This window comes from Nocardioides sp. (genome assembly GCA_037045645.1).
In the GTDB taxonomy this organism is placed as follows: domain Bacteria; phylum Actinomycetota; class Actinomycetes; order Propionibacteriales; family Nocardioidaceae; genus Nocardioides.
Genome location: JBAOIH010000001.1, coordinates 2,236,350 through 2,253,746, shown reverse-complemented (window position 1 = coordinate 2,253,746; position 17,397 = coordinate 2,236,350). Strand labels below are relative to the sequence as shown.

Genomic DNA, 17,397 nt, shown 5'->3' with positions numbered 1-17,397 from the left:
TCCCGAAGCGGCGGCTGCCGCGCTCAGCGGCCGAGCAGCACCGCCATCGCGATGCTGGCCAGTCGCTCGGGGTGGTCGTGCTGCTGGGCGTGCCGGCGTGCCGGGGCAAGTTCGTTGATCACCGACAGGCAGGCGGTCACGCGGGTCTGTGCCTCGCCCTCGGAGAGGGCGGGCTCGGCTCGGCGCAGCATCGCTGTCCAGTGGGTCACGAGTTGGCGTGGTGCGCGGCGGGCGAACTCCTGGTCAGCCCCGCGCAGGTTGATGGCCTCCTTGGTGAACACCCGGAACAGGTCGGGCGTGGCCATGGCCATGTCGACGTAGCTTCTCCACGAGTCGATGCAACGCAATGTCGGGTTCGTCGTTGTCGCGGATCGACCGCGTGCGGTCGAGCTCGATCCAGTCGATCGAGCGCCGCAGGACGCCGAGGAGGATCTCGGACTTGCTGGCGAAGTGGTGATAGAGGCTCGGGCCCGCCATGTCGGCCTCGGCGCCGATGTCGGCCAGCGAGACGTTCTGGTAGCCGCGCTCGGCGAACAGTCGCGCTGCGACTGCGAGCACCTCCTCCTGGCGTGAGAGCGAGGCGTCGAACTGGTTGCGGTGAGCAGCCGTGGTCGCGCTCCCCGTCGCATGCGGTACGTCGATCTCGCAGATCGTCGCGCTGATCGCTGCGAGGGCGGTTGCCAAGCGCCTGCCCGTGAGGCGCTGACCGAACTGGGCCGGTGCTGCGAGGGCGGCCAGAACGGCGCGGGTGAGCAGGTCGAGGTCCGGTTCGGACAGCGGGGGACGGGCCGTGGTGAGGTGGCCGGCCAGTGCGTCCCTCAGCGCGGCGAAGCGCTGTTGGACCTGGTGGCGCTGGTCCTCGGGGAGGTTCTCGGACTCGCGGGTGATGAGCATCCACAGGTCGCTGCGCTCGACGGCGACCTCGGCCAGCCCGTCGAGGAGTGCGCGGAGGGTGGTGCTCGCCGCCACCACCGACTCGACCTGGGTCAGGCCGGAGTCGATGGCGGCGGACAGGAGCGCATCCTTGCCGGGGAAGTGGCGATAGATCGCCGGGGCCGTGACCCCGACCTCGGCGGCCACGTCCTTCATGGAGACGTTGACGAATCCCCGCTTGCGGAACAGCGTCGCGGCGGCCGTGACGATCTGTGCGCCACGGTCGCTGGGGCGCCGTGCAGTGGCGGTGGATCGGCGGGTCAACGAGGTTCTCCTCATGTCTGGGTCGGCTGCCCAGACCCTAGGTGATCAGGACGGGTCGCTCGTGCGAACCCGCTCGGTCGCGCGGCTCGAGCCGGACTTGAGCTTCTTCAGGCCGTCGGGAGTGCGCTCGTGGAAGAGCGGGCGCTGGGTGAGGTCGTGGGTGACGCGGAGCTCGTAGGCGATGCCCGCCACGTGGTCCATCGTGGTGGCGCGCAGGGCGACCTCCTTGAGGACCGTGGTCAGCTCGGTGCCGGCCTCGGCGACCTCCTTGGCGACGGCGAGGGCGCGCTCACGCAGGTGGCCGACGGGGACCACCTCGTCGACCATGCCGATGCGGTAGGCCTCGTGGACGTCGATCGGGTCACCGGTGAAGAAGAGGCGCCGAGCACGCATCGGCCCCACCTTGCGCATGAGCCCGCCGTAGAAGCCGTTCATGGCGTATTTCACCTGGGTGGAGCCGAAGAAGGCGTTCTCGGCCGCGACCGTGATGTCGCACATGTTGGCCAGGTCCATGCCATAGCCCGGGGCGACACCGGCGACGCCGGCGATCGTGGGCTTGCGGTAGTCCGTGAGGTCGGTCATCAGGCGGGTGGCCAGCTCGGTGAACCGCTTCTGGTCGTCGCCGGTGATGCCGCTGAGGACGTCGAGGCGCCAGCCGCCGCAGAAGATCTCCTCCGTGCCGATGAGCAGCACCGCGGCGACCTCGTCGTCATATCGCCACGCCTCCAACGCTGCGATGAGCTCCTCGTGAAGCTTCCCAGCCGAGGGCGTTGCGCTTCTCCGGGTGGTTGAGCTGGATGACGCCGACGCCGTCCTCGACGTGGGTGAGCAGATATTCGTACGTGGCCATGTGTGCTCCCGGGTTGATCGGAGGGAGATGTCCGTCTAGACTAATCGGCGTTCACTTGTTCTGCAATACATCGCATGTGAACTGCATATTCTCTAGTAGTATCATACCAAAGGAGCGGTTGCATTAGGCGGCCCTCGTGCCCACCCTGGAGGTGTCATGACGCAGCACGTGCTGGACGAAATGCCGGTCGTGGTGACCGGTTCGTCGCGAGGGCTCGGTCGAGCTTTCGCCCTTGCGCTGGCCCAGGCCGGTGCGAGCGTGGTGGTCAACGGCACCACCGAGAGCGCGGTCCGGGAGACCGTCGGGCTCATCGAGGAGGGCGGTGGGCGCGCCACCGGGTTCGTCGGGTCGGTCTCCGATGACGCCGAGGCCCGCGCACTCGTCGCGCACTGCGTCTCCACCTTCGGCGGCATCGGGATGCTGGTCAACAACGCCGGCTTCACCCGCGACCGCTCGTTCACCCGGATGAGCGTCGAGGAGTTCGACGACGTGGTGGGTGTCCACCTACGAGGCACGTGGTCGACCAGCTCGGCTGCGGCGCAGGAGATGCGATCCGCTGGCGGAGGCCGCATCCTCAACGTCACCTCGGGAGCCGGTCTCTTCGGCATGTTCGGCCAGGCCAACTACTCCGCCGCCAAGGCGGGCGTGGTGGGCATGACGCGGGTCATGGACCTGGAGCTCAACCGCTTCGGCATCCGCGTCAACGCGTTGGCTCCCGTCGCCGCCACCGAAATGACCGCAGTCTTTTCCGGTGGCGACGTCGGACACGCAGTGACGTTTCCCCCGCCCGAGACCGTCGCTCCCGTCGCGGTCTATCTCGCGAGCCCGGAGGCCGACTTCGTCCATGGTCAGGTGCTGTCGTTCGACGGGACGGTATTGTCCGTCTGGACCCACCCGCAGGCGGCTGCCACGTGGCAGCGCGACGGGGGATGGACCGCAGTCGGGATGGCTCAGGTGCTGACCGAGGGCGACCTCGAGTTCCCCCATCCCGATCGCTGGGGAGCAGGCGTACTGCCGTCCTGACGCGACGAGGTCGTCACCCCATCAGTGGACCTTATTTCGTTGCTGCGCGACAACTGCTTCCACTGATGGGGTATCGTCCTCCTGTGACGACCACGCCAGCCATCCACAGCCGCGCGCCGCTCGCCGGGACCCGGCAGAGCAGTGCCCGCGCACTGCTGCTGGTGCTGCTCGGCGAGTTCGTGTGGCCCTCGCTCGACCCGGTGTGGTCCTCGACGCTGCTCAAGGCGCTGGCCGACCTCGACGTCGAGCCCAATGCGGCCCGCAAGGCCCTCCAGCGCACCTCCGAGACCGGTCTCATCGAGGCCGAACGCGACGGCCGCCGCGTGCGGTGGACGATCACCCCCGGCGGTTTCCGCACCCTGCAGGCCGGTGACCAGCGCGTCTTTCGGTGGGACGCCCGCGACACGAGTTGGGACGGTCGCTGGCTGATGCTCTCGGTCTCGGTGCCGGAAAAGCAGCGCAAGCTGCGCCACCACCTGCAGTCGCGACTGACCTGGGCCGGACTCGGCTCGCCCGTCCCGGGGGAGTGGTTGACCCCGCACTGGGAGCGCGCCGAAGACGTCGCCGACGTCGTGCGCAGCCTGAACCTGGTCGATCAGGCCCACATGTTCATCGGCACCCCCGGCCCGCTCACCGACGAGCGCCGGCTCGTGGAGCGGGCCTGGGACCTCGACGAACTCGCGGCCGAATACCAGCACTTCATCGACACCTTCGGCAGCGTCAATCCGCCCACGGATCGCGACTGCCTGCGGGAGCGAGTTGCGTTGACCCAGAGCTGGCGGCGCTTCCCCTACCTAGACCCCGACCTGCCCAAGCAGTTCCTGCCGACCAACTGGCCCGGACATGAGGCCTCGCGCGTCTTCCGTGATCGGCACAACGCGCTCGAGGTGCGGTCGCTGCGCCACTGGAACAAGCTCGCCAGCAGCGCCTGAGCCAGCACGCGACGACGAAGGGCCCGGCCGCTCCGCCGGGCCCTTCGCGCGTGCGTGGGTCAGGAGGCGGTGACCTCCGACTTGACCTGGTCGCGCAGGATGAACTTCTGGATCTTTCCTGAAGGCGTACGCGGCATGGCGTCGACGATCTTGATCATCTCGGGCCAGAACTGCTTGGCCAGGCCGGCTGCTGACAGGTGCTCCTGGAGGTCCGCCAGGGTCGGGGCCTCGCCCTCGGGAACGATCACGGCACAACCGCGCTCACCCATGCGGTCGTCGGGGTAGGCGACGACGGCCACCTCGGCGATGTGCGGGTGGGTGATCAGGGCGTTCTCGATCTCGACGACGGGGACGTTCTGGCCACCGCGCAGGATGATGTCCTTGCTGCGACCGGTGATGCGGACACCGCCGTCGGGGACGTGCATGCCGAGGTCGCCGGTCTCGAACCAGCCGTCGGGGGTCTCGGCGGCAGCGGTGTTGTCGGGCTGCTCGTAGTAGCCGAGGATGATGCTCGGACCGCGTACCTGCAGTCGCCCCTCCTCGCCGTCGGCGACCGGGTTGAACTCGTCATCGACGATGCGCAGGTCCATGAAGTCGACCTGCATGCCGTCGCTGGCCGCCAGCGTCTCCACCGGTACGCCCACGTGGTGGACCGTGCACGTACCGACCTCGGTCATGCCCCACAAAGAGACCAGGTCCATGTCGAGGACGTCCTTGGCGGCGATCGCTGCGGTCGGCGGGATCGGGGCTCCGCCGCACGCGAAGGCACGCAGGCTGGCGAGCGGGCGCGGCTGTCGCTGCTGCTCCTTGACCATGTCGAGGACGAACGGCGTCGCGGAGACCGTCCAGCTGACGCCCTCGCGCTCGACCATGTCGAGCAGGGCCGCGGCGTCCCAGACGTCCTGGTAGACGATCTTCTGGCCGATCGACAGCGGGAAGACGGTGCCCCAATAGAAGCCGGTGAGGTGACCGACGGTCGAGGCCATGAAGCACACGTCGTCGGGACCGGCCTCCACGCCCTCGGTGATGCCGCGACCGGCCGACCAGACGGTGTTGAAGGAGTGCAGCGCCGCTTTCGGCTGGCCGGTGGTGCCCGAGGTGAACATGAGGAAGGCGGGGTCATCGGCCTTGGGGCGCATCGCGTCGAGGCGCTTCCGTGCACCGGGCTCGAGCTCGCGCGGCGTGCCGAGGAAGACCTGGTCGAAGTCGAGGGTGTCGTCGTGCTGTGCGCCGATCGTCACGATGTGCTCGAGTGCCGGGGCCTCGACGCGCAGGTTGCGCGCCATGTCGATGAACGAGAAGCCGCGGAAGTCCGACTGGATGACATAGAGCTTGCTCTGCGCGTGGTTGAGCATGAAGCGCAGCTCGTGCCCGCGATAGATGTGCGGCACCGGGTTGGGCAGGGCGCCGATGCGCATCGCGGCGAGGACGGCGACGGGGAACTGCCACACGTTGGGCAGCTGGATCGTGACCGCGTCACCCTTGCCGACGCCGTGCTCGAGGTAGGCCAGGGCGCAGCGGTCGACCATCGCGCCGAGCTGGCCGTAGGTCACCGTGAACGGGATCGGGTTGTCCTTGGAGTAGGCCACGACGGCGGCCTTGTGGGGGTGGCGGGCGACCGAGTCGAGGAACTCGTCGAGCGCAGTGACATCGCGCCACCAGCCGTTGCTCCGGAAGCGCTCCTGGTCTTCGGGCGACACCTGTCGCTGCCACGTCATGGGGTCGAGGCTAACGGTTGAGGTCATGGTTTCCCAGCTCCTGATTTGGTGGACGTTGGCGCTGCTTGTCTTCAAGCAGATGGCCTGTTTTGAGTAAACGTTGAGACTCTCGGGTAGAAGTGTCCCTGCTCCGTGGTGTCCTGGTCTCTCGTGGGAGTTCGACCGTGACCGAGCGGTTTGAACCTTCCGCGATGTGACCCTTGACACTCGTATGAAATGTGACACAGACTGGAGCGCAACGCAATCCCACTGTCGCATAATAACCCGGCGAATCCATGACGTGGAAGTGTGACCCAGAGGCACCTGACCCAAGGAGAAGGCCCGATGCAAGTCCTGCTGACTGCACTGTCGCAAGTGGCGGTGCTGGCCCCCATCGCCATGGGCCTGGTGCTGGTCTATCGGATCGGCGGTGTCATCAATTTCGCCGCCGGCGCGACCTGCGTGGTCTCCGGCTATGTCTATGTCGCGCTGGGCGGCGGCATCCTCGGCGCGATCGGCACGTTGGTGATCGGCGGCCTCATCGGCGTCGTCACCTTCGCCGTCTCGGTGCTGCCCGGCAAGGTGCGCGGTACTCCGCCCGTCGCGATGACCTTGGCCACGCTGGGTTTCGCACTCATCCTGCAGATGGTGGGCGACGAGGTCTTCGGCACCAGCCCCCGCTCCGGCCCCACCTGGGTGTCCGGATCGGTGAGCCTGGCCGGGACCAACGTCAGCGTGCAGCGCCTGCTGGTCATCGCCTTCTCACTGCTCAGTGTCGTGATCGTCGTCGCGCTCTTCGACCGCACGCTCTTCGGCCGCGGCATGGAGGCCAGCGCCAACGACGAGGAACTCGTACGGCTCTATGGGCACCGCACCGTCAACTTCCACTTCGTAACGTGGTTCGTCGGCGGCGCGTGCAGCGCCCTCGGCGGCGTGATGCAGGCCAGCCTCGCCGCGATCTCCGAGACCGCTGCCATGCCGCTGATGATCACGGCCCTGGTCGGAGTCGTCTTCGGTGGCATCGCCTCGGTCCGCGCGAGCGTCCTCGGCGTCACGGTGGTGTGCCTGGTCGGCGCCACCGTGGAGCGCATCGTCGAGATGCAGATCCCCCTGACCCCCGCGCTGGTCCTGCTGCTGGTCGGACTCGCCGTCCGTCCCGCCGGCATCTTCGCGTCCCAGAAGACAGGAGAGCGAGTGTGAACGCGCAGCTCGACAACACGAGGTCCGTGGCCGGGTGGCTGCGGCGGGTCTGGCCGCACCTGGCCCTGCCCATCGCACTCGCCGTCATGGTGCTCGCCGTGTCCGAGGACGGCTACTACCGCCACCTCGCGACAGCCGGCTGCATCGCCTATGTGCTGACCTCCAGCTTCAACCTGGTCTTCGGCTATGCCGGCATCTTCTCCCTGGCGAGCGTCGCCCTCTATGGCGTCGGCGCCTATGCCTCGGTCTATGCGGAGAACAACTGGGGCTGGTCGTTCTGGCTGGCCATCGTCTTCGCCTTCGTGCTCTCCGCAGCGCTGGGCGGCGCGATCGCTGCACCCACGGCGCGACTGCGCTCGATCTTCATCGCGATCGTCACCCTCGCCTTCGCGGTGGCGGTGACCGAGGTCTTCTCGAAGTGGACCTCGGTGACGGGCGGTGCGGCCGGGATCTATTCGATCACCCCGCCCAGCATCGGCGAGACCTCGCTGGTCGGCGGTACGACCGAATATCTGTGGCTGTGTGCCGTGGTGGCCTGGCTCGTCGGTGACCTGATGCTGCGCATCCACCGCTCGGCCCTGGGTCGCAAGCTCGTGGCGCTGCGCGAGACGCCCAACGTTTTGCCGACCGTCGGTGTGGACGCGGCCCGCCTGCGCCTGCTGGCCTTCGTGGTCTCCAGCGGACTCGCCGGCCTGGCCGGTGCGCTCTATGCCCACTTCCAGCTCACGATCGCGCCCGAGGCGTTCGGCATCCACCGCCTGATCGAGCTCCTGCTGGCGACCGTCATCGGTGGTGCCGGCAGCTTCCTCGGCCCCTTCCTGGGCGTCGGCGTGCTCCTCGGCCTCGACGAGCTCGGCATCCACATGGGTGACAACCAGCCGCTGGTCTACGGCGTCGCCGTGATCTTCCTGATGACCTTCGGCCGCAAGGGAGTCGCGGGCTGGATCAGCTCCGCGCTCGCCTGGCGCCGCGAGAAGGCGCACCGCTCCGCCGAGAGTGGCACGCCCGCCGCCTCGCACGAGCAGCGGACGGTCACGGCCCACGAGCGTCCCGTACGACAGCCCGCCACTGGTGAGCCGGTGCTGGACCTCCAAGACGTGACGGTGCGTTTCGGCGGTGTCGTCGCGGTTAAGGAGGTCTCGCTGTCCGTGCGTCCCGGTGAGGTGGTCGGACTGATCGGCCCCAACGGCGCCGGCAAGACGTCGCTGCTCAACGCGATCACCGCCGAGGTGCCGGTCACGTCGGGAGCGATCTCCCTCAAGGGTGAGTCGCTGATCGGTCAGCGCAAGCACAGCATCCGTCAGGCCGGCATCGCGCGGACCTTCCAGGTGCCCGCGTTGGTCCCCGACCTGAGCATCCTCGAGAACGTGATGCTCGGCGGCGAGGTCCACAGCCGCGCCGGATTCCTCGGCCAGCTGTTCCACAGCCGCAAGTCGCGTCGCGACGACGAGATCCACCACGCCACGGCGTTGGAGAACCTCACCGAGGTCGGCGTCGGCCGCTATGCCGACGGCGACGCGGACTCCCAGCCCTACGGCGTGCTCCGTCTGGCCGAGATCGCTCGCGGTCTCGCCCTCGACCCCGGCCTCCTGCTGCTCGACGAACCAGGTGCCGGACTCACCGAGAACGATCTCGAGGACCTGCTCCACGTCATCGAGCAGCTCCGCTCGCAGGGCCGTTCGGTGATCCTCATCGACCACCACGTCGGGTTCGTGGTTCGCGCCGCCGATCGCATGGTCGTGATGAACCAGGGCGCCGTACTCGCCGAGGGCACCCCCGACGAGGTCCTCGCCAACCGCGACGTCATCGAGGCATATCTGGGAGAGGCAGCGCTGTGAGCGAGACGACGAACGCACTGGAAGTGCGCGGAGTGCACGCGGGCTACAACAAGCGTGTCGACGTGCTGCGGGGGGTCGACCTCACCGTCGGTCCCGGCCATGCGGTCGGTGTCACCGGCCTCAACGGCGCCGGCAAGTCCACCCTGATGAAGGTGATCTCCGGGCAGCTCAAGCCCCACTCGGGGAGCATCACGTTCCACGGCGAGGACACCACCGGTCACCCCTCCGACCGCACCAGCCGCAACGGGATGGCCTTCCTCCCCGAAGGCCACATGGTCCTGAAGTCGCTCACCGTGAAGGAGAACCTCCTCCTCGCCACGGGCGCCCTCACCAACCGCGGCGCGGCGGCCAAGCTGCGCTCCCACCTGGAGCTCATCCACGAGCTCTTCCCCATTCTCGAGAGCCGCGAGTCGCAACTGGCCGGCCTGCTCTCGGGTGGCGAGCAGCAGATGCTCTCGCTGAGCCGCGCGATCGTTCGCGAGCCGCGGCTGCTCCTGCTCGACGAGCCTTCACTGGGCCTGGCCCCCGTCGTGGTGGCCAAGATCTATGAGGCCATCGGTTCGCTGCGTGAGCGTGGCGTCTCGGTGCTCGTCGTCGAACAGAGCGGAACGCGTCTGCGGACGCTGTGCGACGAACTCGTCGTGCTGAGGAAGGGCCAGGTCGTCGCCAACGGCCGGGTCGACGAGCTCTCGCACGAAGAGGTCCAGCGCGCCTACTTCTGAGGCAGCCGCCTCCGAACCTCCCTCTCGGAAACCCGCACCACCCAGCACCAGCCCCACCCAGTCCACCGGCCACCACCGGTGACACACCCCAGGAGAACCGACATGAAGAGCAGTTTGCGCAAGATTCTGGTGGCCCCCGTGGCCGCCGCGGCCCTCCTCGCGCTGAGCGCGTGCGGCGGCGGCTCGGGCAGCAGCGACGACAAGGTCACCATCGGCTTCGTCGCCCCGCTCAAGGGCTCCAACGCCGACACCGCCGAGATGATGGTCAACGCGGCCAAGCTCGCCGTCGCTCAGGCCAACGAGGACGGCGGCATCGACGGCAAGGACATCGAGCTCAAGGTCTATGACGACGAGCTCTCGCCCGACGTCGCCTCCCGCGTCGCGACCCGTGCCATCACCGTCGACGAGGTCGCCGTGCTCGTCGGTGGCCTCTCCAGTGCCGAGGGCCTCGCCATCCGCGAGGTCGCCGAGCGCAACAAGGTCGTCTACCTGGCCTCGGCCTCGTCCTCGCCCGGCATCACCGACGGCGCCAAGTACACCTTCCGTGTCGCCGCCACCGCCATCGACCAGGCCAGGGCGGTCGCCGAGATCACCCAGGCGCTCGGCTCCAAGAAGGCCGGCATCCTCGCCGACAACGGCGCGGTGGGTCCCGCCCTCGCCGGCATGTTCGAGCAGTTCGCCAAGGAGATCTCCCTGCCGCTGTCGGGCAAGCCGATCGAGTATGCGCTCGCCGGCACGGACATGTCCGGCCCGGTGCGCTCGCTGGGTGACCAGGGTGCCGACGCCGTCATGATCGGTGGCTCCACTGGCGCCGACCACGGCCTCATCGCCAAGACGATGGTCGAGCAGGGCGTGGACATCCCGATCATCGGTCTGGTCGGCGTGGGCTTCCCCGACGCCTTCGAGGTCGGCGGCGACGCCTACGACAAGCTTCCCCGGTGCCTACTTCCCGGCGTCGGTCGACACCGAGAAGCCGGCCTTCAAGGAGTTCAAGGAGGCCTACGAGGCGGAGTACGACGCCAAGCAGCAGTACCCCGACGCGGCCGTCCAGAGTTATGACGCCACGCGGATCGCGATCCAGGCACTCATCGACACCAAGGGCGACGGCGCCGGCGACAAGCTGGCCGAGGCCATCACCGGCCTCGAGCCGCTCGACGGTGCTGCCGGTTCGACCGGTTCGACCATCTCCTTCGCCGACAGCCACGACGGCTTCGGTGGCTCCTTCCTGGTGACCTACCAGGCCAAGGGAGGCAGCAACCAGCAGGTGACGATCGAGTAGTCGCACCTCTCGTCGGGCACCTCCCAACCCGCCGAGGACCCTCACGAGGGCGCCGTCCGAATCCGGGCGGCGCCCTCGTTCGTGTGTGCGTGGAACGACCCGGAGCACACAAGGACAGTGGCGCCGCCCCGGAGGGGACGGCGCCACTGGCGTGGAGCGAGTGCTGACTACTTCATGCTGGAGCTGATCTTGCTGTAGGCGGAGTTGATCCGCTCCACGACCTCGTCGTGCCAGATGACCTCGCGGTAGGCGAGCGTCTCGTAGGCCAGTGCGCTGATCGGGTCCATGGCGGGCGAGCGCAGCGCCATCTCCTTGTTGTTGGCGGCCGAGGCGGTGGTGGTGCCCGCGATCGACTCGCACAGCTCGGTGGCCGCGTCGAGGACGCCACCGGCGTCGACGAGACGGTCGAGCAGGCCGATGCGGAAGGCCTCCTCAGCGTCGATGCGGTCACCGGAGAAGGTGAGCAGCTTGGCCTGGCTGAGCCCGACGATCTTCCACAGCGGGGAGAAGTAGGGGGTCAGGCCCATCTTGATCTGGGGGTAACCCATGATCACGTTGCGCGCGCCCACGCGGATGTCGCAGAAGACAGCGATGTCGCAGCCGCCGCCGAGCGCGGGGCCACCCACGGCCGCCACCGTGGGCTTGGGGTAGTCCAGCAGCGTGCCGTAGGCGCGCAGGCACGCCTCCGAATAGGCCGCACGCCGCTCGAGGTTGTTGAACATCGACTGCAACTTGAGGTCGAGGCCAGCGCAGAAGACGTCCTCACCGCCCGTGATCATCACGCAGGCGACCTCGTCGTTGGTCTTCCACTCGTCGAGGCAGTCGCTGAGGTCGGTGAAGACCTCGATGCTCAGAGCGTTGCGCCGGTTGACGCGGTTGAAGGTGATCCGGCCGACGCCGTTGGTCACGTCGGTGAGGATCTCGGTGTAGGACGTCATCGACGCCGCCTTTCACTGTAGGGGCCGCAGGTGCGGCAGGGATGGAACTCGGGTTCAGACACCGGCACCGGCATCGAGTGAGCCGGGGACGGTGTCCTTGAGGATGAACTTCTGGATCTTTCCGCTGGGCGTGCGCGGCATCTCGTTGAGCACGACCAGGTGTTCGGGCCAGTACTGCTTGGCCATGCCGTGCTCGTCGAGGAACCGGGTCAGATCGGCGAGTGTCAGGGGCGTGCCGTCCGAGACGACCACCGCACATCCCTTCTCGCCGAGCCGGTGGTCCGGGACGCCGATCACGGCGACCTCCTTCACCGCGGGATGCGTGTAGAGGAGGTTCTCCACCTCCACGACCGGGATGTTCTCCCCGCCGCGGATGATGATGTCCTTGGCCCGCCCGGTGATCCGGATGGTGCCGTCGCGACGTTCGATGCCGAGGTCGCCGGTGTCGAACCAGTGATCGGCGCTCACGACCTCGTCATAGAGATCGGGGCGACCGATGTAGTTGACGAACACGCTCGGTCCTCGTACAACGAGCCTGCCCTCGCTGCCGACCGGGGCGGGGCCGCCGTCGGGGGCCAGGAGCTTGACCTCCATGTAGCCGTTGGGACGACCGTCGCTGTCAGCGACCACGTCGACACTGTCGTCGAGGGAGTGGATCGTGCAGCCGCCGCACTCCGAGGTGCCCCACTGGGCGACCAGCTTGGCGCCCAGCACCTCCTCGGCCTGCACGCAGAGCACCGGCGGGATCGGCGCACCCGCGCACACGAAGATGCGCAGGGAGTCGAACCGGCGAGGGTGGTCCTGCTGCTCGGCGACGGAGTCGACCACGAACGGGGTGGCGCCGATGGTCCAGGTGATGCCCTCGTCTGCGATGACGTCGAGGAACTGACCGGGATTCCAGGCCTCCTGGAACACCGTGGTCATGCCGCGGGACAGTGGGATGAGAAGGCCCCACAGATAGCCGGTGAGGTGCCCCATCGGGGAGGCCATGAACGCCACGTCCTCGTGGGTCAGGCCGAGGTTGTCGAACACGGCCTGGCCCGCAGACCACAGCGTGCTGTAGGTGTGCAGCGTCCCCTTGGGTTCGCCGGTCGTGCCGGAGGTGTACATCAGCGACGCGAGCTCGTCGGTGCCGCGTTCGCGCCCTGCCAGCACCTGCGCCGGGTCCGTCGCGCCGTGCGCGATGAGATCGCTGAACCGGGTGGCGCCCTCGGGCGGGGTGGTGCCGTCGGTGTCGACGACGACGACGTGCTGCAGCCCGTCGAGCTCCTCGACCAGTTCCATGGCCAGTGCCGCGTGGTCGAAGCCGCGCAGCACGCCCGGCACCACGAGTACCCGCGAGTCCGCCCGGGCGAGCATGAAGGAGAGCTCGCGCCGACGGAAGATCGTGACGAGCGGGTTGACGATCGCGCCGGCCCGAGCGGCACCGATCGCGGCGACGGCGAACTCCCAGCCGTTCTGCACCTGGATCGAGACGACGTCGTCCTTCTCCACGCCCAGCTCCACGAGGGAGGCGGCGAAGCGGTCCGCCATCGCGGTGAGTTGGCCATATGTGGTCGTGTCGGAGGTCGTGGCACCGGCGCGATAACTCACGATCGCCGCGTGGCGCGGCTGCCGGACGGCCCAGTCATAGATGTCGTGGACCAGGGTGGTCTGGGGCCACCAGCCCACGGCGCGGTAGCGCTCGGCGTCGGCCTCGGGGTGAGGGCGGAACGCGAGTGCGGATCCGGAGGAGCTGGTCATCGTCGTGCCCTTTCGTCGGCTTCCACTGGTGCGGCGGACACCTCGAGCGGGATGCCGCTGAGGATGGCGTTCCACGACGGAACGTCGAGGTCGGAGCTGGCCAGGCGGTTGCTGTTGACGCCGGGACGGGAGGCAGCGGTGCGCATGCCGATTGGGCCGCTGCCGTGCACCCAGCCGTGCGGCAGGGACACGACCCCTTGCGCCATGCGGTCAGTGACCTCGACGAGCACGTCGACGCTGGAGGTCTTGGTGGTGGCGCGGGCCAAGCTGCCGGTGATCAGGCCGCGAGCGGCGGCATCGTCGGAGTTCATCTGGAGCCGGGAGCGGTCGCGTCCGGTCATCAGGTTGGGGACGTTGTGCATCCAGGAGTTGTTGGAGCGCAGGTGGCGTCGACCGATGAGCACGAGGCCCTCGACCGGGCCCTCGTCGACCGCGCGAGAAAGGCGGTCGAGGTCGTTGACGAGGATCTCGGGCGCGAGGTCGACCATGCCGGTAGGGGTGCGCAGCACGTCGGGCAGGCGCGGCTGCATGGGCCCGAAGTCGATGCCGTGGGGGTGCTGCTCGAGCAGGTCCATCGTCAGGGTGCCGGTGCCGTGCCCGAACCCGTCGCCGTAGGGACCGACGCGCAGCCGGAAGTCGAGGATGCGTTCGGGGCCCGTACGGGGCTCGAGAGCCGCCATGACCTCGTCGACGGCCAGGCCGTGGATGGGGGACTCCGGCTGCTTGGCCTCGCGCGCGATGAGATAGCGCACGAGGTTGTCGTCGATGTCGGCGATGGAGGCGCCCTTACCCTCGAAGATCGCGCCGAGGCGGCACATGATCTCCCACTCCTCCAGCTGGCCGGGCTCGAGCGGCAGCACGGCAGGGGAGTAGCGGGCGGTGTTGCGCACCGACCACATGGCGAAGTGCACGTCGAGGTGACTGCGCTGCAGGGCCGAGGGCGGCGGCAGGATCACGTGGGCGTGGCGGGTGGAGTCGGTGATGTAGGGGTCGACCGCGATGAGCGCGTCGAGCGAGGCCATCGCCGCGTCCATCCGCTCCGAGTTGGGGTTGGACACCACGGGGTTGCCGCTGATCAGGATCATGCCGCGGTACTGCCCGGGGCCAGGGGTGTCGATCTCTTGGGAGAGCAACGCGGTCGGCAGCTCGCCGAACAACTCGGGTGCGTTGCTCACGCGGGTGCGGAACCGACCGGTGCGCATCGGCGGACCGAAACGCGGCGTGCCCTGGGTGTTGATCGACCCGCTCGGCGGGTTGGGGAACATCGCGCCGCCGACCCGGTCGAGGTTGCCGGTGAGGGTGTTGAGCACCTCGACCATCCACGACGCGATCGACCCGAAAAGGGTCGTTGCGGTGCCGATGCGGCCATAGACGACCGCACGGCGAGCGCCGGCCAGGCGCCGCGTCAGGTCGCGTACGACCTCGGCGGGGATGGCGGTCCACCCCTCGAGGCGTTCGGGGGAGAAGTCGGCCACAGCCGCACGCACGTCGTCGACGTTGAGGACGAACTCCTCCAGTCGGCCGAGGTCGACCAGGTCCTCATCGAACAGGACGTGGGCCATGCTGGTGAGCAGGGCGGCGTCGCTGCCCACCCGTGGCCGCAGGTGCTGGTCGGCGAACTCGGCCGTACGCGTGAGGACGGGGTCCACCACGACGAACTCCCCGCCGCGCTCCTGCAGGGCCCGCAGGCGCCGCGGCCAGCCCGGAGCAGTGGCGAGGCTGCCGTTGGACTCCATCGGGTTGGCGCCCAGGATGATCAGGAAGTCGGTGCGGTCCAGGTCGGGTACGGCCAGGGTGTAGCGGTCGCCGTACATGAGGCCGCTGGCCAGGTCCTTGGGGCGCTGGTCGAGTGTCGAGGCGGTGTAGAGGTTGGGCGTGCCCAGCGGCGCGATGAAGGCACGGGGATAGAGCAGTCCGGCCAGATTGTGCCCGACCGGGTTGCCCAGATAGACCGCCATCGCCTCGGGGCCGTGCTCGTCGAGGACCTTGCCGACGAGCTCGGCGACCTTGTCGAACGCCTTGTCCCAGGAGACCGTACGGAACTCCTCGCCCTCGCGGATGACGGGCTGCCGCAGCGCGTCGGGGTCGTCGTGGAGGCTCACCTAGGCTCGCGCCCTTGGGGCACATGTAGCCCTTGCTGAACACGTCCTGCCCGTCACCGGCCGTGCGGACCACGTGGGATCCGCGCAGGGTCAGCTCCAGGCCGCACGTCGCCTCGCAGAAGGGACACAGGCGCTGTACGACCCGCAACTCCTGCCGGGTGCCGTCATCGGGGGCGCTCATCACTGTTCCTCCGTCTCGGTGCTGAGTCGGGCGGCGGCGAACTCGACGAGTGCCTCGCGGGAGGTGACCTTGACGCGAGGGCGGCCGGTCTCGGTGCCGTGGGCGAGTTCGTGGGCCTCGATCGCCTGCCAGCCCTGCCACGGGACGACCTGGGGCTGCCGCTGGCGCAGGAGCCGGTCGAGGTCGTCGAGGGACTTCGCCGGTGCGGCGATGCGTCCGGCCCGGACGTCGTCGAGCAGCACCTTGACGGTGCCCTGGGCATCGAGCTTGTTGGTGCCCATCACGCCGCTGGGGCCGCGCTTGACCCAGCCGGCCGAATAGAGGCCGGGGATGACCTCGCCACCGGGCTCGGTCAGCACTCGGGCGCCGTCGGTGGGAACGGTCATGGTGGCCTCGTCGAAGGGCAGCCCGGGCAACTCGACACCGGCATAGCCGACCGAGCGCAGGACGAGGTTGGTCGGCAGCACGGTGGTCTCGCCGGTGGGTTCGAGGACGGTGCGATCGCCCAGGGAGACCATCCGGTTGCGGGCCAGCTCGATGCCTTCGGCGTGGCTCTCGCCCAGGATGCGCTGGGGGGTGAGCAGGAAGCGGAACGTGATCGAACGCTCGCGCGTGTGGGGTCGCTCGGACAGGGTCCGGAACAGCTCGTACTTCAGCCGGAGCATGCCCGACTCGCGCACGGCAGCGAGCTCGTGGTCGGTGAGCACCAGGTCCTCCGGTGGCACGACCACGTCGATATCGGTGCGGTCGGCCAGCGCCTCGAGCTCGGGCAGGGTGCACGCGGCGTGCAGCGCGCTGCGTCGACCCACGACGGTGACGTCCTTGACCAGGCCACGGCTCAGCACGTCGACGGCATAGGGGGCCATGTCCGAGGCGGCGAGGTGTTCGGGACCGAGGGTGAGCTGACGGGCCACGTCGATGGCGACGTTGCCGTTGCCGATCACCACGACGTGACTGGGCGGTTGCCACCCGCGGGGCTTGGGGCTGTCGGGGTGGCCGTTGTACCAGGCGACGAACTGGGTGGCGGCGTGGCTGCCGGGCAGGTCCTCGCCCTCGATCCCCAGACGTCGCGACGACGACGCACCGTGGGTGAAGAACACCGCGTGGTAGTGCTCGCGCAGCTCCTCGACGGTGATGTCACGCCCGATCTCGGTGTTGAGGTGGAACCGCACCCGCGGGTCGGCCCCTAGCTCGCTGAAGGTACGCATGACCAGCTTGGTGCCCAGGTGGTCCGGGGCCACGCCGAGGCGGGCCAGACCGAACGGGGTGGGCAGCCGGTCGAAGATGTCGACCCGGATGCCCGACCCGCCGACCTCGACCAGCTCGTGGGCGCTGTAGGACCCGGCCGGGCCGGACCCGACGATCGCCACCCGCAGCGGCTGGTCCTCGTGCAGCTCGGGCGGCGCCGCCACCCGACGCGGCACGTCGCCCAGCGTGGTGCCCTTGAAGTACTCGGCGTTGATGGCCGCATAGGAGGCCAGGTGGTCAGGCAGGTCATAGCCCGAATAGATCGCGTCCACCGGGCACTCCGGCACGCACTGACCACAGTCGATGCACGTGTCCGGATCGATGTAGAGCATCTCCGTCACGAGGTATTCGCGCTCGGCCGGAGTCGGGTGGATGCAGTCCACCGGACACACCGTCGTGCACGCCCCGTCAGCGCAACAAGCCTGGGTGATCACGTGGGCCATGGGT

At 68.6% G+C, this 17,397-nt stretch carries 15 protein-coding genes; 6 read left to right on the top strand and 9 right to left on the bottom strand.

Annotated features, from left to right (window positions below; genetic code table 11):
* Positions 1–23: 23 nt before the first annotated feature.
* The 4 genes from V9G04_11180 to V9G04_11165 are packed head-to-tail and all read right to left on the bottom strand — an operon-like array spanning position 24 to position 2,047.
* Positions 24–281 (bottom strand): hypothetical protein, encoded by a 258-nt coding sequence (locus V9G04_11180; protein ID MEI2713821.1) that lies wholly within the window; start codon positions 279–281, stop codon positions 24–26.
* Positions 244–1,197: a helix-turn-helix domain-containing protein gene (locus V9G04_11175; protein ID MEI2713820.1), complete on the bottom strand. Its 954-nt coding sequence runs from the start codon at positions 1,195–1,197 to the stop codon at positions 244–246. The genes V9G04_11180 and V9G04_11175 overlap by 38 nt, the downstream gene beginning before the upstream one ends.
* Positions 1,198–1,242: 45 nt before the next feature.
* Entirely contained in the window at positions 1,243–1,926 is a 684-nt protein-coding gene (locus tag V9G04_11170) for an enoyl-CoA hydratase/isomerase family protein (protein MEI2713819.1), read from the bottom strand.
* Complete coding sequence (locus V9G04_11165; GenBank protein MEI2713818.1) at positions 1,907–2,047, bottom strand: hypothetical protein; 141 nt, start codon at positions 2,045–2,047, stop codon at positions 1,907–1,909. Before V9G04_11165 ends, V9G04_11170 begins: the two co-directional genes overlap by 20 nt.
* Before the next feature lie 156 nt (positions 2,048–2,203).
* Here V9G04_11165 and V9G04_11160 point away from each other — a divergent pair, with 156 nt between their 5' ends.
* On the top strand, positions 2,204–3,070 hold the full coding sequence (locus V9G04_11160) for an SDR family NAD(P)-dependent oxidoreductase (protein ID MEI2713817.1): 867 nt from the start codon (positions 2,204–2,206) through the stop codon (positions 3,068–3,070).
* An 83-nt stretch (positions 3,071–3,153) separates the two neighbouring features.
* Positions 3,154–4,002, top strand: a complete 849-nt coding sequence (locus V9G04_11155; GenBank protein MEI2713816.1) for a PaaX family transcriptional regulator C-terminal domain-containing protein — start codon at positions 3,154–3,156, stop codon at positions 4,000–4,002.
* Between the two features lie 59 nt (positions 4,003–4,061).
* On the opposite strand, the gene V9G04_11150 is transcribed toward V9G04_11155, so the two are convergent.
* Positions 4,062–5,720, bottom strand: a complete 1,659-nt coding sequence (locus V9G04_11150; GenBank protein ID MEI2713815.1) for an AMP-binding protein — start codon at positions 5,718–5,720, stop codon at positions 4,062–4,064.
* Between the two features lie 324 nt (positions 5,721–6,044).
* Between V9G04_11150 and V9G04_11145 the strand changes: the two genes are divergently transcribed.
* From V9G04_11145 to V9G04_11130, 4 genes are all read left to right on the top strand, one after another.
* Entirely contained in the window at positions 6,045–6,899 is an 855-nt protein-coding gene (locus V9G04_11145; GenBank protein ID MEI2713814.1) for a branched-chain amino acid ABC transporter permease, read from the top strand.
* Positions 6,896–8,737: an ATP-binding cassette domain-containing protein gene (locus tag V9G04_11140; GenBank protein ID MEI2713813.1), complete on the top strand. Its 1,842-nt coding sequence runs from the start codon at positions 6,896–6,898 to the stop codon at positions 8,735–8,737. The genes V9G04_11145 and V9G04_11140 overlap by 4 nt, the downstream gene beginning before the upstream one ends.
* Positions 8,734–9,459, top strand: coding sequence for an ABC transporter ATP-binding protein (locus V9G04_11135; GenBank protein ID MEI2713812.1), 726 nt, complete (start codon positions 8,734–8,736; stop codon positions 9,457–9,459). Before V9G04_11140 ends, V9G04_11135 begins: the two co-directional genes overlap by 4 nt.
* Positions 9,460–9,561: 102 nt before the next feature.
* The gene (locus V9G04_11130; GenBank protein MEI2713811.1) at positions 9,562–10,518 is read left to right on the top strand and encodes an ABC transporter substrate-binding protein; all 957 of its coding nucleotides are present in this window, start codon (positions 9,562–9,564) and stop codon (positions 10,516–10,518) included.
* A 387-nt stretch (positions 10,519–10,905) separates the two neighbouring features.
* Here the strand turns inward: V9G04_11130 and V9G04_11125 are convergent, their stop codons facing one another.
* The 4 genes from V9G04_11125 to V9G04_11110 form a co-directional block, all read right to left on the bottom strand.
* Positions 10,906–11,676, bottom strand: a complete 771-nt coding sequence (locus V9G04_11125; protein MEI2713810.1) for an enoyl-CoA hydratase/isomerase family protein — start codon at positions 11,674–11,676, stop codon at positions 10,906–10,908.
* 54 nt (positions 11,677–11,730) lie between these two features.
* Complete coding sequence (locus tag V9G04_11120) at positions 11,731–13,419, bottom strand: AMP-binding protein (GenBank protein MEI2713809.1); 1,689 nt, start codon at positions 13,417–13,419, stop codon at positions 11,731–11,733.
* Positions 13,416–15,521, bottom strand: coding sequence for a molybdopterin-dependent oxidoreductase (locus tag V9G04_11115; GenBank protein MEI2713808.1), 2,106 nt, complete (start codon positions 15,519–15,521; stop codon positions 13,416–13,418). The genes V9G04_11120 and V9G04_11115 overlap by 4 nt, the downstream gene beginning before the upstream one ends.
* Positions 15,522–15,701: 180 nt before the next feature.
* Positions 15,702–17,393 carry a 4Fe-4S binding protein gene (locus tag V9G04_11110; protein ID MEI2713807.1) on the bottom strand — a complete coding sequence of 564 codons (1,692 nt, stop codon included), beginning with the start codon at positions 17,391–17,393 and terminating at the stop codon, positions 15,702–15,704.
* Positions 17,394–17,397: the final 4 nt, after the last annotated feature.

Bases quoted from the DNA above. Each gene is read 5' to 3' on its own strand.
- V9G04_11165 (MEI2713818.1), bottom strand. From the start codon at position 2,047: ATGGCCACGTACGAATATCTGCTCACCCACGTCGAGGACGGCGTCGGC.
- V9G04_11160 (MEI2713817.1), top strand. From the start codon at position 2,204: ATGACGCAGCACGTGCTGGACGAAATGCCGGTCGTGGTGACCGGTTCG.
- V9G04_11150 (MEI2713815.1), bottom strand. From the start codon at position 5,720: ATGACGTGGCAGCGACAGGTGTCGCCCGAAGACCAGGAGCGCTTCCGG.
- V9G04_11145 (MEI2713814.1), top strand. From the start codon at position 6,045: ATGCAAGTCCTGCTGACTGCACTGTCGCAAGTGGCGGTGCTGGCCCCC.
- V9G04_11130 (MEI2713811.1), top strand. From the start codon at position 9,562: ATGAAGAGCAGTTTGCGCAAGATTCTGGTGGCCCCCGTGGCCGCCGCG.
- V9G04_11125 (MEI2713810.1), bottom strand. From the start codon at position 11,676: ATGACGTCCTACACCGAGATCCTCACCGACGTGACCAACGGCGTCGGC.
- V9G04_11120 (MEI2713809.1), bottom strand. From the start codon at position 13,419: ATGACCAGCTCCTCCGGATCCGCACTCGCGTTCCGCCCTCACCCCGAG.
- V9G04_11110 (MEI2713807.1), bottom strand. From the start codon at position 17,393: ATGGCCCACGTGATCACCCAGGCTTGTTGCGCTGACGGGGCGTGCACG.